Below are 14,372 nucleotides of genomic sequence, written 5' to 3'. Positions count from 1 at the left end.
CGCCGGGCCGGCCGGGCGGCTCCCGGTCAGGACGTGGGCCACTCCTCCACCGTCAGGGCGAACCGCTCGTGGTCGCGCCAGGCGCCGTCCAGGAAGAGCATCCGGGGGGTGAAGCCCTCGTGCCGGAAGCCGAGCCGGCGGGCCAGCGCGATCGAGCGGTCGTTCTCCGGCTGCACGCTGATCTCCAGCCGGTGCAGGCCGAGCCCGCCCACGCTCGGGTCGGCGAAGCAGCGGTCCACCACCAGCCGCATCCCCTCGGTCATCCGGCCGGTCCCGGCGTAGGGCAGGTAGCTGTCGTAGCCGAGCGCCGCGTTGCAGTACCGGCCCATCACGATGTTGGACACGTTGCACTTGCCGACCAGGCCCCCGTCCTCCCGGTCGACGATCAGGAAGGTCCGCAGGCCCGGTCCCTGACGCTGCATCAGGTCCGGCAGCCCGTCCGGCTCCACCGGGTTCCACCGCCCGATGTGCGCGGCGGAGCGGCGGACCGCGGCGGCGTAGCCGGCGGCGTCGGAGGCCTTCGGGGTGCGGATGGTCACTCGGGTCATCGGACCATCATGGGGCATCCGGAGCGCATGCCAACGGCCCGCCACCTCGGTGGCGGGCCGTCGGTGCGGGGTTCAACCGGCGACCTACAGCAGGTCCTTGATCTCCTTGGGCAGCTCGAACCCGCCCGGCCCCTGGCCCTGGCCCAGCCCGAAGGCGTCGCCGGGGGCGCCCGCCTGCGGGCCGGCCGCCCGGCGGGCCGCGGCGGCCTGCTCCTCCTGCGCGCGCTTGAGCGGGTTGCCGGACTTGCGCTTGCCCTTGGCGGCCGGCGCCTTCTTGGCGTTCTTCTTGCCGCCGCCCATGCCGGGCAGGCCCGGCATGCCGGGGATCCCCTTGCCCGAGGCCATCGCGGTCATCATCTTGCGGGCCTCGAAGAACCGCTCGACCAGGTTGTTGACCTCGCCGACGCCGACCCCGGAACCCTTGGCGATGCGCAGTCGGCGCGAGCCGTTGATGAGCTTCGGGTCGGTCCGCTCGGCCGGGGTCATCGACTTGATGATCGCGCCGACCCGGTTGACGTCCCTGTCGTCGATGTTGTTGATCTGGTCCCGGATCTGGCCCATCCCCGGCAGCATGCCGAGCAGCTTGGAGATCGAGCCCATCTTCTGGACCTGCTCCAGCTGGGACAGGAAGTCGTCGAGGGTGAAGTCCTTGCCGCCGCCCTGCAGCTTGGCGGCCATCTTCTCGGCCTCGGCCTGCGAGAAGGTCTGCTCGGCCCGCTCGATCAGCGACAGCACGTCACCCATGCCCAGGATGCGCGAGGCCATCCGGTCGGGGTGGAAGGCGTCGAACTCGTCGACCTTCTCGCCGTTCGAGGCGAACATGATCTGCCGGCCGGTGACGTGCGCCACCGAGAGCGCGGCGCCACCGCGGGCGTCGCCGTCCAGCTTGGAGAGCACCACGCCGGTGAAGTCGACGCCCTCGAGGAAGGCCTGGGCGGTGGTCACCGCGTCCTGGCCGATCATCGCGTCGACCACGAAGAGGACCTCGTCCGGGTCGACCGCGGCCCGGATGTCGGCGGCCTGCTGCATCAGCTCGGCGTCGATGCCCAGGCGGCCGGCGGTGTCGACGATGACGACGTCGTACTGCTTCTGCTTGGCGTACTCGATCGAGTCCCGGGCCACCTGGACCGGGTCGCCCACGCCGTTGCCCGGCTGCGGGCCGTAGAAGGCCACTCCGGCCCGCTCGGCCACGATGCCGAGCTGGTTGACCGCGTTGGGGCGCTGCAGGTCGCAGGCGACCAGCAGCGGGGTGTGCTTCTGCTTCTTCAGCCAGTGGCCCAGCTTGCCGGCCAGGGTGGTCTTGCCGGCGCCCTGGAGGCCGGCCAGCATGATCACCGTCGGCCCGGTCTTGGCGTACCTCAGCCGGCGGGTCTCGCCACCGAGGATGTTGACGAGCTCCTCGTTGACGATCTTGATGATCTGCTGGGCCGGGTTGAGCGCGCCGGACACCTCGGAACCCAGCGCGCGGTCCTTGACCTGCTTGATGAAGGCCCGCACCACCGGCAGCGCGACATCCGCCTCCAGCAGCGCGATCCGGATCTCCCGGGCGGTGGCGTCGATGTCCGCCTCGCTGAGGCGGCCCTTGCCCCTCAGGTTCTTGAACGTCGCTGCGAGGCGGTCGGAAAGAGTGTCGAACACGTCGGTCGCGGGTCCCTTGCGGCATCGGTATGAGTACGGTCGTCGCCCACCAGGGTATCCGGACGGCCGCCGGACCGGCCCCACCCGGTCAGCGCAACGCCTGCTGCACCTGTTCGGCGACCCGCCGGGCGGCCTGCGGCGCCAGTGGCCGGCCGGCCGGATCGGTGAGGTAGAAGACGTCCACGGCGTCGGCGCCCAGGGTGGAGACCAGGGCCGTGCGTACCCGTACCTCGGTGTCGTCCAGCGCCCGGCCGATCCGGTGCAGCAGCCCGGGCACGTCGTGCGCGCGCACCTCCAGCACGGTGGCGCTGGCCGAGGCGCCGCCCGGGGCCACCGTGACCAGCGGCGGGGGCGGGGCGGTGCCGCGGCGGCGCGGGGCGGCCGCGTCCCGCTCGGCCAGCCGCCGCCCCGGGTCCAGCGAGCCGTCCAGTGCCCGGCGCAGGTCCGCCCGCAGCCGGGCGGCCTCCGGGAGCTCGCCGAACTCGGCCGCCACTCGCCAGGAGAAGAGCAGCACCGGGCCGGCCCCGATCGGGTCCAGCTCCCGCAGGGTCAGCGAACGGACCGTCAGCCGGTTCAGCGCCAGTACCCCGGCCACCGTGCCGAGCAGCCCCGGGCGGTCCGGCAGCGCCAGCGCCAGCTCGACGCCCATCGCCTCGCCCGCCGCCAGGGCGTGGGCCACCTCGGCCCGCAGCAGCAGCGCCGGCTCGCCGCTGCGGGCCGCCTCGACCGCCAGCCGCTCCTCCGCCACCGAGGCCGCCGCCGGCGCCCCGCCGAGCGCCGGGTGCTCCTTCCCCGCGAGCACCGCGGCCACCCGCTCCACCAGCCCCGTCACCAGCGAGGCCCGCCAGGCGCTCCAGGCGGCCGGCCCGGTCGCGGTGGCGTCCGCCTCGGTCAGCGCGTGCAGCAGCTCCAGGTGCCGCACCGTGCCGACCGTCTTGGCGATCAGCTCGACCGTGGCCGGGTCGTCCGGATCGCGCCGGGTGGCGGTGTCCACCAGGGTCAGGTGGTGGCGCACCAGCAGCGCCAGGCTCTCGGTGTCGTCCTGGTCGAAGCCCATCCGGGCGGCCATGTCCCGCACGATCACCTCGCCGGCCTCCGAGTGGTCGCCGGGCCAGCCCTTCCCCATGTCGTGCAGCAGCGCCACCACCAGCAGCAGGTCCGGACGGGCCACCCGGCGGGTCATCGCCGCCGCCCGCACCGCCGTCTCCACCAGGTGCCGGTCCACCGTCCACACGTGCACCGCGTTGCGCTGCGGGCGCCAGCGCACCCGCTCCCAGTCCGGCAGCAGCCGGGTGATCAGCCCCTCCGCCTCCAGCGCCTCCCAGACCGGCACGCAGGCCTCGCCCGCGCCCAGCAGGGTGACCAGCTGCTCGCGCGCCTCGTCCGGCCACGGCACCGGGAGCGCTCTGCTCTCCGCGGCCAGCCGGCGCACCGTGGCGTGAGCCACCGTCAGCCCGGCCTGCGCGGCGGCCGCCGCGGCCCGCAGCCAGAGCACCGGGTCGGCGGCCGGCCGGGCCGACTGGGCCAGCACCGCCTCGCCGTCCTGCTCCACCACGCCCTCGGCCAGCGGGCGGCGCTCCACCACGCCCCGGGCCACCGCACCGGAGCCGCGGCCGAGCCCGGTGAACGGGAAGCCGAAGCCGCGCCGGCTCCGGGACCGGCGGCTCTCCAGCAGCCGGTCCACCGCGCGCCAGGTGACGTCGCCGGCGTAGGCCACGGTCCGCCCGGACCGGTAGACCTGGCGCAGCAGGGTGTCCGCGTCCAGCACGCCGAGCAGCCGGGCCACCTGGTCCTGGTCCTGCAGGCTGAGCCGCTCGGTGGCCCGCCCGGTCACCAGGTGCAGCGCGTCGCGCACGTCGGCGAGCACCTCGCGCGCCTCGGCCAACCCCTCCCTGGGCGCGTCGGCCAGCCAGGAGGCGGCGACGGCGTCCAGCGCCACCAGGTCGCGTAGGCCGCCGCGGGCCTCCTTGAGGTCGGGCTCCAGCAGGAACGCCAGTTCACCGTGGCGCTCGGCCCGCTCGCGGCCCAGCTCGCACAGCTGCGGCAGCCGTTCGGCGGCGCCGGCCCGCCAGTCGCCCAGCACCGCCGAGCGCAGCTGGGCGGTCAGCGCGGCGTTGCCGGCCAGGTGCCGGGCGTCCAGCAGGCCGAGCTGCGCCTTCAGGTCCGCGGCGGCCACCGAGCGCGCCTCGGCGAGCGTGCGGACCGAGTGGTCCAGCGCCACTCCGCTGTCCCAGACGGGGTACCAGATCCGGTCGGCCAGCGCGGCCACCTCGCCGCCCTCGTGCAGCAGCAACAGGTCCAGGTCGCTGCGCGGGGACAGCTCGCCGCGCCCGTACCCGCCGACCGCGACCAGGGCAACCGAGTCGGGCGCGCCGGCCCGGGCGAGCAGCGCGGCCAGCCAGCGGTCGGTGAGCGCGGCGAGCGCGGCGCGGCGGGGCCGGCCGGTCAGCTCCGGGTCGGCGAGCAGGGCGGCGCGGGCCGACTGGTAGGCGGCGGGTTCGGCGGAGTCGATCGTGGTCACTGGGGCTCCCGGGTGGTGAAACGCCGTCAGCGGACCCGCGACTGCTCGCGGGTCCGCTCGAAGGACTCAGTTGGTGGGGGGAGTTTCGGTGGACGGAGCTACAGTGCGTCGGGTCCGCGCTCGCCGGTCCGCACCCGGACCACCGTCTCCACCGGGACGCTCCAGACCTTGCCGTCCCCGATCTTGCCGGTCCGGGCCGCCTTGACCAGGACCTCGATCACTTCCTCGGCGTCGTCGTCGGCGACCACGACCTCTATCCGGATCTTCGGCACCAGGTCGACGGTGTACTCGGCACCGCGGTAGACCTCGGTGTGACCGCGCTGGCGGCCGTAGCCGCTGGCCTCGGTGACGGTCAGTCCGTGCACCCCGAAGGCCTGCAGGGCCTCCTTGACGGAGTCCAGCTGGTGCGGCTTGACGACCGCGGTGATCAGCTTCATCAGGCGTCAACCTCAGTCTTGTGGGCCTTGTCGGCCGCCGCGGAAACCAGCGTGGGGGTGCTCAGCGCCCGGGACAGACTGGCCCCGACGGCGCTGAAGTCGTAGGCGGACTCGGCGTGCTCGGCCTGGTCGATGCCGGCCACCTCGACGTCCTCGGTGACCCGGAAGCCGATCGTCTTCTGGATCGCCTGGCCCAGCAGCCAGGAGATCACGAAGGAGTAGACCGCGACCACCGCGACACCCATCGCCTGCTTGCCCAGCTGACCCCAGCCGCCGCCGTAGAACAGGCCCTGCGCGGTCTGGCCGACGTGGCCGGTGGCGAAGAAGCCGATCAGCAGCGAGCCGACCGCACCGCCGACCGCGTGCACGCCCACCACGTCGAGCGAGTCGTCGAAGCCGAACCGGTACTTGAGCGAGACCGCCGCAGCGCAGACCGCGCCGGCGATCAGGCCGATGGCCACCGCGCCGAGCATCGAGACCGAGCCGCAGGCGGGGGTGATGGCGACCAGGCCGGCCACCGCACCGGAGGCCGCGCCCAGCGAGGTGAAGGCGCCGTGCCGCAGCTTCTCGCAAGCCAGCCAGCCCAGCGTCGCGGCGGCCGTGGCCACCTGGGTGTTCATGAAGGCCATGCCCGCCACGCCGTTGGCGGCCAGCGCCGAGCCGGCGTTGAAGCCGAACCAGCCGAACCAGAGCAGACCGGAGCCGAGCATCACCAGCGGCAGGCTGTGCGGGCGCATCGGGTCCTTCTTGAAGCCGACCCGCTTGCCCAGCACCAGACACAGGGCCAGGCCCGCGACACCGGCGTTGATGTGCACCGCGGTGCCGCCGGCGAAGTCGATCACGCCCTGCCGGTCGCCGAGCCAGCCGCCGTGCCCGCCGTCGAAGAAGAACACCCAGTGCGCGACCGGGAAGTAGACGATGGTCACCCAGAGCGCGATGAACAGCGACCAGGCGGCGAACTTGGCCCGGTCCGCGATCGCGCCGCTGATCAGCGCCGGGGTGATCACCGCGAACATCAGCTGGAAGGCGGCGAAGGCGGTGACCGGGATCGACCCGCTCAGGTCGTTCAGCCCGATGCCGCGCATCCCGAGGTGGTCGAGGTTGCCGATCAGACCGTGGAAGGCGTCGGTCCCGAAGCTGAGGGTGTAGCCGTAGAGCACCCAGAGCACGCTGACGATCGCGAGCGAGATGAAGCTCATGACCAGCATGTTGAGCGTGCTCTTGACCCTGACCATGCCTCCGTAGAAGAAGGCCAGGCCCGGGGTCATCAACATGACCAGGGCCGCACTGATGAGCACAAAGGCGGTATCGCCTGCGCTGAAGCCGTCCGGCATCGGCGTCTCCTCGTGGTGAAAGCCGCTCCACCCGCGGGATCCTGTCCCGTGCCACCCGGGGTGTCGGCGATGAAGAGGAGAGTGCCGGGGGCGGGTTTCGGCCAGTGCGGCTCGGTGTTTCGCCATCGTGACACGGCTGACGTCCCAGTTACGGGTACGTGAACTACGGCCGCGCCATGACAGAAACAGGGGTACCGTGCCCTCGCACGCCACCCGGGGTGTCCGGACGATCACCCCGGGTCCGCGGCGCGGCCCCGGTCAGACCGCCTCGTACTCCGGGATCTGCTCGACCACCAGCTCGGCCAGCCGGCCGACGGCCGGAACCGAGCGGTAGTCCCGGTTGGCCGCCTCGGTGGTCTTGCGCACCCGGGTGTTCAGCCGCTCCGAGCGCACCTTTCCGGCGATCTCCACCGCCTCCTCGGCGATCACCGCCGCCTGCTCCGGTTCACCCTGCAGCAGGTGCACGCTGGCCATCCCGACCAGGTTGAAGGCGTAGGAGCGGGTGTGGTTCTCCATGTCCTGGCGGAACAGGTCGACCGCGGTCTCCATGTGCGGGGCGGCCAGCGAGGCGTACCGCGGGCTGCGGCTGGAGTGGTAGGCCAGGTCGCGGAAGGAGTGCGCGTTCTCCGCGTAGAGCTCGGCCTTGGTGAAGAAGCGCAGCCAGTCCGGGTCCTGCTCGACCGAGCCGGTGTCGCTGAAGGTGTCCTCGGCCAGCCGGACCGCGCGGGCGCACCGGTTCACCTCGCCGGTGTTGGAGTAGGCGCGGGCCTCCATCGCGTAGAGCAGGGCCTGCTGGCGCGGCGGCGCGGTGTCCCGGCTGCCGTACTGGGCCAGGTGGATCAGCTCCAGCGCGTCCTCGCCGCGGTTGAGGTGGATCATCTGGCGGGCCATGTCGGTCAGGATCAGTGCGCCGAACGGGCGGTCGCCGGCCTCCTTGGCCGCGTGCAGCGCCAGCACGTAGTACTTCTGCGCGCTGGGGTGCATGCCCACGTCGTAGGACATCCACCCGGCCAGGTGGGCCAGCTCGGCGGTGAGGCGGAACAGCCGCTGGGTGACCTGGGGCGGGTAGGTCTCCTGCAGCAGGTCGGTCACCTCGTGCAGCTGGCCGACCACCGCCTTGCGGCGCAGGCCGCCGCCGTTCTGCGCGTCCCACTGGCGGAACATCACGGTGGTCTGCTCCAGCAGCTGCAGCTCGGGCTCGGAGAGCCGGCCGGTGTACGGCTCGCCGCCGTTGGCCACGGCCAGGATGCCGACCGGCGCGCCGCTGGGGCCCGGGGTCAGCCAGCGCTGCATCGGCTCGATCAGCGCGGCGCCGGCGGTCAGCGCCAGCGAGGTGCCGAGGAACCCGCGCCGGTTGAGCATCAGGTCGCTGCGCGAGTACTCGCTGATCAGCTGGACCGTCTGCGGGCCGCTCCAGGGCAGGTCCACGCCGTTGGCCGCGACCGTGGAGACCGGGACGGCCACCCGCAGGCCGAGGTCCTCCTCGGAGACCACCGAACCGAAGCGCTCGGAGAACAGGTCTGACATGATCTTGGGGATCGGCTCCCGCGGCTGCTCGCCGTCCAGCCAGCGGCGCACCCGGGAGGTGTCGGTGCTGACGTGGTGGGCGCCCATCTGGCGGGCCTGGCGGTTGACCTGGCGGGCGAACTCGCCCTTGGACCAGCCGCTGCGGGTGAACCAAGCCGTCAGTTTCTCGTTGGGCTGCTTCTCTGCCATCCAGGGTCACCTGTCCCCCCCGACCCCGGCCCCGGGGTCCCCGCCGCTACCCGTCCGCACACCGACAAGTCTCGGTGCGTACGCCGAACGTAACGTGCCGTGAGCCGTCCGGGGGATGGTTCGCTGGGAAACGCCACCATTCGCCACCCCCGCGAGTGAAGCCGCCACAGTCCCAGCAGCGCTTCACTGGTGAACACGGTACCGAGCTGGTGTGCGCCGCCCACCGCGCGCCGTCGCCGTGAAATTTGCGCTTCCGGCCAGAATTTGACACTACGTCACGATCCCGTAACCGCCGGCAACCAAAACCTGTTGGGGGTGGCATGGAGAACCTGTTCGGCGATCTGAGGTTCGGCTCGCGCCGTCGCACCCGCGCCACCGCGTGCCTGGCCGCGGCCGAGTACGTCGGCCGCTGGGGCTGGACGGTCGCCCTGGGCGCCGCCCCGGCCAGGGCGCAGGCCGGCCCCTGCCCGTGCGGCCGCTCGCGCTGCGCCGCCCCCGGGCTGCACCCGCTGCCCGGCCGCCCGGTCCGTGAACTGCCGCCCGGCGCCGCCCTGCAGGAGGTGCGGGCGCTGTGGGACGGCGAGGCCGGGGCCAGCGTGCTGCTGCCCGCCGGCCGCAGCTTCGACGTGCTGGACGTGCCCGAGCCGGCCGGCCTGCGCGCCCTGGTCCGGCTGGAGCGGATGGGCACCCAGGTCGGCCCGGTGCTCGCCGCGCCGGGCGGCCGACTGCTCTTCTTCGTCGCCCTGGGCACCGCCGAGAAGCTGCCCGACCTGCTCTACCGGATGGGCTGGGACGACGCCGCGCTCGACCTCGCCTGCCACGGCGAGGGCGCCTACCTGGCCGCCCCGCCCACCGCACTGCCCGGCCAGGGCCCGGTGCGCTGGCTGCGCCGCCCGTGCCGGGAGGGCGCCGCCCGCCCGCCGCAGGCCCGGCTGCTGCTCGGCACCCTGGCTTACGCCTGCCACCGCGGCCGCGAGCGTGTGGTGGCCGCCGAGCCGGCCTGGCTCGCGTCCTGACACGCCGTCGGGCCGCTCCCCCGTTGCCGGGGGAGCGGCCCGAGGGGCTGCGGTGACGGCGGCTCAGTCGCCGATCAGCGCGTCCACGAAGGCGGCCGGCTCGAACGGTGCCAGGTCGTCGGCCCCCTCGCCCAGCCCGATCAGCTTGACCGGCACGCCCAGCTCGCGCTGCACCTGGACCACGATGCCGCCCTTGGCGGTGCCGTCCAGCTTGGTCAGCACGATGCCGGTGATGTCCACCACCTCGGCGAAGACCCGCGCCTGCACCAGCCCGTTCTGACCGGTGGTGGCGTCCAGCACCAGCAGCACCTCGTCCACCGGGCCGTGCTTCTCCACCACCCGCTTGACCTTGCCGAGCTCGTCCATCAGGCCGGTCTTGGTGTGCAGCCGGCCCGCGGTGTCGATCAGCACGGTGTCCGCGCCCTCGGCGATGCCCTCCTTGACCGCGTCGAAGGCCACCGAGGCCGGGTCGCCGCCCTCCGGGCCGCGCACCGTGCGGGCGCCGACCCGCTCGCCCCAGGTCTGCAGTTGGTCGGCGGCCGCGGCGCGGAAGGTGTCGGCCGCGCCGAGCACCACCTTGCGACCGTCGGCCACCAGCACCCGGCCGAGCTTGCCGGAGGTGGTGGTCTTTCCGACGCCGTTCACGCCGACCACCAGGACCACCGCCGGGCGGCCGTCCTCGTGCTTGGCGGTGTGCAGCGAGCGGTCGGCCTCGGTGCCGATCAGCGCGACCAGCTCCTCGGCCAGCAGGGTGCGCAGCTCCGCCGGGGTCCGGGTGCCCAGCACCTTGACCCGAGTGCGCAGCCGGTCGACCAGCTCCTGGGTGGGGGCCACCCCGATGTCGGCGGTGAGCAGGGTCTCCTCGATCTCCTCCCAGGTGTCCTCGTCCAGCCGGTCCCGGGAGAGCAGGGTGAGCAGGCCCTTGCCGAGCGCGTTCTGCGAGCGGGACAGCCGCGAGCGCAGCCGGACCAGCCGGCCGGCCGTGGGCTCGGGCGCCTCGATCTCGGGAGCCGCGACCGGCAGCTGCACCTCCTCCACGGTCTGCACCGGTGCCTCGCGCGGCGGCGCGGCCTCGTCGCCGACCTGCGGCTCGCGCGGGGTCGGCGGGGCCAGGGTGGCGGGCTCGGCCGGCTTCGGGGGCAGCTCCTTGCGCCGCCTGCCGGTGACCACCAGACCCGCGACCGCGCCGACGGCGATCACGGCGATGACTACCGCAAGGATCACGTATTCCACGAACAAGCTCCTTCGACTGGACCGACTGGTGATCCCCGCGCCGGTGACCTTCCACCGCCCCGCTGCTGCGCCCTGCCGGGCACCGCCGGTGCCGGTCCGGGCACTCCCCGGGCCGCCGTGAGGTCAGCACGGCCCGCGGAGAAGCCCTCCCGGATCCGGGAGGGAGGAGTCACAACAGGAGCCAGTATCCGCGATCGGCGCTCCGCCACGGGCGAGGCCCGGCTCGGGCGGCACCCGGTCAGCTGCCCGGTGTCGCCGCGGTGGCGCTCTCCCGGCGCGGCGGGGCCGGCACCGTGCGGCGCTCCCGGTGCTCCTCCCGCAGCCGCTGGCTGATCACCTGGGAGATGCCGTCGCCCTTCATGGTCACGCCGTACAGCGCGTCGGCGCACTCCATGGTGAGCTTCTGATGGGTGATCACGATCAGCTGGGAGCTGTCCCGCAGCTCCTCCATGATCGCGATCAGCCGGCGCAGGTTGGTCTCGTCCAGCGCCGCCTCCACCTCGTCCATCACGTAGAACGGGCTGGGGCGGGCCTTGAAGATGGAGACCAGCATCGCCACCGCGGTCAGCGAGCGCTCGCCGCCGGAGAGCAGCGACAGGCGCTTGACCTTCTTGCCCGGCGGCCGGGCCTCCACCTCGACCCCGGTGGCGAGCATGTCGTCCGGGTCGGTGAGCACCAACCGGCCCTCACCGCCCGGGAAGAGCCGGGCGAAGACCCCCTCGAACTGGGCCGCGGTGTCGTGGAAGGCGGCGGTGAACAGCTGCTCCACCCGCTGGTCCACGTCCCGCACGATCTCCAGCAGGTCGCGCCGGCTGCGCTTGAGGTCCTCCAACTGCTCGCCGAGGAACTGGTGGCGCTCCTCCAGGGCGGCGAACTCCTCCAGCGCCAGCGGATTGACCTTGCCCAGCTGCAGGTAGGCCTTCTCGGCGGCGCGCAGCCGCTTCTCCTGCTCGGCGCGCAGGTACGGGCGCGGTTCGCCCGGCTCCTGGCCGTCCTCCGGCGGCGCGGGCGGGACAAGCTGGTCCGGGCCGTAGCCGGTCAGCAGCTCCTCCCCCTCGATGCCGAACTCCTCCAGCGCCCGGGACTCCAACTGCTCGATCCGCAGCCGCTTCTCGGCCCGCAGCACCTCGTCCCGGTGGCCCGCGTCCACCAGCTTGTCGAGCTCGTCCTTGAGCGCGCGGCCCTGCTCGCGGGCCGCCCGCAGCTCGGCCTCGCGGGCCGCCCGGGCCTGCTCGACGGTGCTGCGCTCGGCCTCGGCCCGGGCCAGCGACACCTCCAGGCAGGCCAGCAGCTGCCCCGCACCGGCCGCCACCGCGCGGGCCACCGCCGCCTCGTGCGCGGCCCGGCGGCGGCGCTCGGCGGCCCGGGCCCGGGCCTCCCGCTCGGCCCGCGCGGCCCGGTCCAGGCTGTCCGCGCGCCCGGCCAGCGAACGGACCCGCTCCTCGTGGGTGCGCACCGCGAGCCGGGCCTCCAGTTCGGCCTGCCGGGCCGCGCTGCCGGCCTCGGCGAGCCGGTCCCGCTCGGCCGGGTCCGGCTCCTCGCCGCCCTGCTCGGCCAGCTCCTCGGCGGCCTCCAGCCGGGCGGCCAGTTCCTCGGCCGCCTCGGCGGCGGCCCGCCGGCCCTCCTCGGCCCGGCGCACCGCGGCCTCGGCGCGCTCCGCCTCGCCGGCCGCGGCCCGGGCCTGGCCGCCCAGGCGTCCCAGCGAGCCGGCCACCTCGGCGCGCTGCTTCTCGGCCCGGCGCCGCTCACCGGTCAGCCGCTCGACCTCACCGGCCAGTTCGCCGCGGTCCTGCTTGGCCGCCGCCAGCTGCCCGGTCAGTTCGGCGCAGCGCCCGGCCAGCTCGGCGAGCTCGCGGACGGCCGCGTCCACCGCTGCCTGGGTCTCCAGCAGGCTGGGCGCACCGGCCGCGCCGCCCTGGGCCAGGGCGGCGCCCAGCAGGTCACCGTCGGCGGTGACGGCGGTCAGGCCCGGGTGGGCGGCGAGCAGTTCCTCGGCCCGTTCAAGGTCGGCGACCACGACGGTGCCGCCGAGCAGGCGGTGCACCGCGGGAAGCAGTTCGGCCGGGGCGCGCACCAGATCGGCGGCCCAGTGGGCGCCGGCCGGCAGCGTGCCCGCGGTGGCGGGGGTCGGCTCGGGGGCGCCCGCGATCAGCAGGGCGGCCCGGCCGGCGTCCTCGGCCCGCAGCAGGCGCAGCGCCGCGGCGGCGGCCGGGCGGTCGGCCACCGCGACCGCGTCGGCCGCCGCGCCGAGTGCGGCGGCCAGCGCCGTCTCGTGCCCCGGGACCACGGTGATCAGCTCGGCGGCCGGGCCGAGCAGCCCGGCCGACCGGTCGGCGGCGGCCAGCAGCGCGCCGGTGCCGTCCTTGCGCCGCAGGCCCAGCGCAAGGGTCTCGTGACGGGCCGTCAGTGCCGCCCGCTCGCGCTCGGCCGCTCCGGATGCCTCGCGCGCGGCGCTCAGCGCGCGCTCCGCATCGGCCAGCCGCTCGCGCGCCTGTTCGTGCTCGGTCTCCAGCTGCTCGTCGCCGCTCTCCAGGCCGGCCACCCGCTCCTGCAGCAGGTCGAACTCGGCGCGGGCCGCCGCGGCCCGCTGCACCGCCTCGTCCCTGGCCGCCGCCAGCCGGTCGATCTCGGCCTGGGCCCCGGCCGCCCGGGAGGCGGCGGCCGCGGCCTGCCCCTGCAGTCGGGCCAGGCCCTCGCGCCGGTCGGCGGCGGCACGGGCGGCGGCCCGCAGCCGCTGCTCCTCGGCGGCCAGCTCCCGCTCCAGCTCGGCCCGCCGCTCCACCGCCTCGGCCAGCGCGTACTGCGCCTCCTCCAGCGCCTCGACCAGCGCGGCCTCCTCCTCCCGGACCCGCTCGGCCTCGGCCGCCAGCTCCTCCGGGTCGCGCCCGCGCCGCTCCTCGGTGCCGGCCCCGCCGGTGGCGTGCCGGATCCGGGCCTCGGCCAGGCCGATCGTGCCGCGGGTCCGCTCGATCAGTGCGGAGAGCTGGTACCAGGCCTGCCGGCCGGCCTCCAGCCGCGGGCCCAGCTGCTCGACCTGGGCCTCCAGCACCGCCTCGCGCTGGCGGGCACCGAGCAGCTCCTGCTCCACGGTGGCCCGGCGCAGCTTGAGCGCCAGCTCGTCCGCCACCTCGGCCTGCACTGCCTGGCGCAGCGTCAGCAGGTCGTCGGCGAGCAGGCGCAGCCGGGCGTCGCGCAGCTCGGCCTGGATGCCGGCGGCCCGGCGGGCGATCTTGGCCTGGCGGCCCAGCGGGCCGAGCTGGCGGCGCAGCTCGGCGACCAGGTCCTGGACCCGGTTCAGGTTGGCCGCCATCGCGTCCAGCTTCCGCAGCGCCTTCTCCTTGCGCTTGCGGTGCTTGAGCACCCCGGCGGCCTCCTCGATGAAGGCCCGCCGGCCCATCGGGTCGGCGTGCAGCACCGAGTCCAGGCGGCCCTGGCCGACGATCACGTGCATCTCCCGGCCGATGCCGGAGTCGGAGAGCAGCTCCTGGATGTCCAGCAGCCGGCAGGTGTCGCCGTTGATCGCGTACTCGCTGCCGCCGTTGCGGAACATGGTGCGGCTGATCGTCACCTCGGCGTAGTCGATCGGCAGCGCGCCGTCGGTGTTGTCGATGGTCAGACTGACCTCGGCCCGGCCCAGCGGAGCCCGCCCGCTGGTGCCGGTGAAGATGACGTCCTCCATCTTGCCGCCGCGCAGCGACTTGACCCCCTGCTCACCCATCACCCAGGAGAGCGCGTCGACGACGTTCGACTTGCCCGAGCCGTTGGGTCCGACCACGCAGGTGATCCCCGGCTCGAACCGGAGCGTGGTGGCCGAGGCGAAGGACTTGAAGCCGCGCAGCGTCAGACTCTTGAGGTGCACCCGGCCAACTGTATCCGGCGCCCCCGGACCGTTTCGCCCGGCCGGGCCGTGGGAAGCCTCAGGAAAACGT

General features: G+C 74.4%; 9 protein-coding genes. 1 reads left to right on the top strand and 8 read right to left on the bottom strand.

What is annotated here, in order from left to right; all coding sequences use genetic code 11:
* Positions 1–26: 26 nt before the first annotated feature.
* The 6 genes from C7C46_RS14855 to nsdA form a co-directional block, all read right to left on the bottom strand.
* Positions 27–548: a GNAT family N-acetyltransferase gene (locus C7C46_RS14855; RefSeq protein ID WP_110669742.1), complete on the bottom strand. Its 522-nt coding sequence runs from the start codon at positions 546–548 to the stop codon at positions 27–29.
* Between the two features lie 84 nt (positions 549–632).
* Entirely contained in the window at positions 633–2,186 is a 1,554-nt protein-coding gene (ffh, locus tag C7C46_RS14850; RefSeq protein WP_110669740.1) for a signal recognition particle protein, read from the bottom strand.
* Between the two features lie 88 nt (positions 2,187–2,274).
* On the bottom strand, positions 2,275–4,707 hold the full coding sequence (locus C7C46_RS14845; protein ID WP_110669739.1) for a [protein-PII] uridylyltransferase: 2,433 nt from the start codon (positions 4,705–4,707) through the stop codon (positions 2,275–2,277).
* A gap of 98 nt (positions 4,708–4,805) precedes the next feature.
* Complete coding sequence (locus tag C7C46_RS14840) at positions 4,806–5,144, bottom strand: P-II family nitrogen regulator (protein WP_110669737.1); 339 nt, start codon at positions 5,142–5,144, stop codon at positions 4,806–4,808.
* Positions 5,144–6,478: an ammonium transporter gene (locus tag C7C46_RS14835; protein WP_110669735.1), complete on the bottom strand. Its 1,335-nt coding sequence runs from the start codon at positions 6,476–6,478 to the stop codon at positions 5,144–5,146. Before C7C46_RS14835 ends, C7C46_RS14840 begins: the two co-directional genes overlap by 1 nt.
* A gap of 258 nt (positions 6,479–6,736) precedes the next feature.
* A complete protein-coding gene (gene nsdA, locus C7C46_RS14830; protein ID WP_110669734.1) occupies positions 6,737–8,194 on the bottom strand; it encodes a transcriptional repressor NsdA in 1,458 nt (485 codons plus the stop codon).
* A 320-nt stretch (positions 8,195–8,514) separates the two neighbouring features.
* On the opposite strand from nsdA, the gene C7C46_RS14825 reads away from it, so the two are divergent.
* On the top strand, positions 8,515–9,210 hold the full coding sequence (locus C7C46_RS14825) for a bifunctional DNA primase/polymerase (protein ID WP_110669732.1): 696 nt from the start codon (positions 8,515–8,517) through the stop codon (positions 9,208–9,210).
* Positions 9,211–9,273: 63 nt separating this feature from the next.
* On the opposite strand, the gene ftsY is transcribed toward C7C46_RS14825, so the two are convergent.
* Together ftsY and smc are read right to left on the bottom strand one after the other, a co-directional pair.
* Positions 9,274–10,443: a signal recognition particle-docking protein FtsY gene (gene ftsY, locus C7C46_RS14820; RefSeq protein WP_110669731.1), complete on the bottom strand. Its 1,170-nt coding sequence runs from the start codon at positions 10,441–10,443 to the stop codon at positions 9,274–9,276.
* Positions 10,444–10,681: 238 nt separating this feature from the next.
* On the bottom strand, positions 10,682–14,302 hold the full coding sequence (smc, locus tag C7C46_RS14815; RefSeq protein WP_110669729.1) for a chromosome segregation protein SMC: 3,621 nt from the start codon (positions 14,300–14,302) through the stop codon (positions 10,682–10,684).
* Between the last annotated feature and the right edge of the window lie 70 nt (positions 14,303–14,372).

Source organism: Streptomyces tateyamensis, from assembly GCF_003205575.1.
In the GTDB taxonomy this organism is placed as follows: Bacteria; Actinomycetota; Actinomycetes; order Streptomycetales; family Streptomycetaceae; genus Kitasatospora; species Kitasatospora tateyamensis.
The sequence above is the reverse complement of the archived record's forward strand: the minus strand, read 5'-3'. Positions and strand labels throughout refer to the sequence as shown.

What these genes read in the sequence shown, in the direction of transcription:
- C7C46_RS14835 (WP_110669735.1), bottom strand. Translation starts at nt 6,478, where the DNA reads ATGCCGGACGGCTTCAGCGCAGGCGATACCGCCTTTGTGCTCATCAGT.
- C7C46_RS14825 (WP_110669732.1), top strand. Translation starts at nt 8,515, where the DNA reads ATGGAGAACCTGTTCGGCGATCTGAGGTTCGGCTCGCGCCGTCGCACC.
- nsdA (WP_110669734.1), bottom strand. Translation starts at nt 8,194, where the DNA reads ATGGCAGAGAAGCAGCCCAACGAGAAACTGACGGCTTGGTTCACCCGC.
- C7C46_RS14855 (WP_110669742.1), bottom strand. Translation starts at nt 548, where the DNA reads ATGACCCGAGTGACCATCCGCACCCCGAAGGCCTCCGACGCCGCCGGC.
- C7C46_RS14840 (WP_110669737.1), bottom strand. Translation starts at nt 5,144, where the DNA reads ATGAAGCTGATCACCGCGGTCGTCAAGCCGCACCAGCTGGACTCCGTC.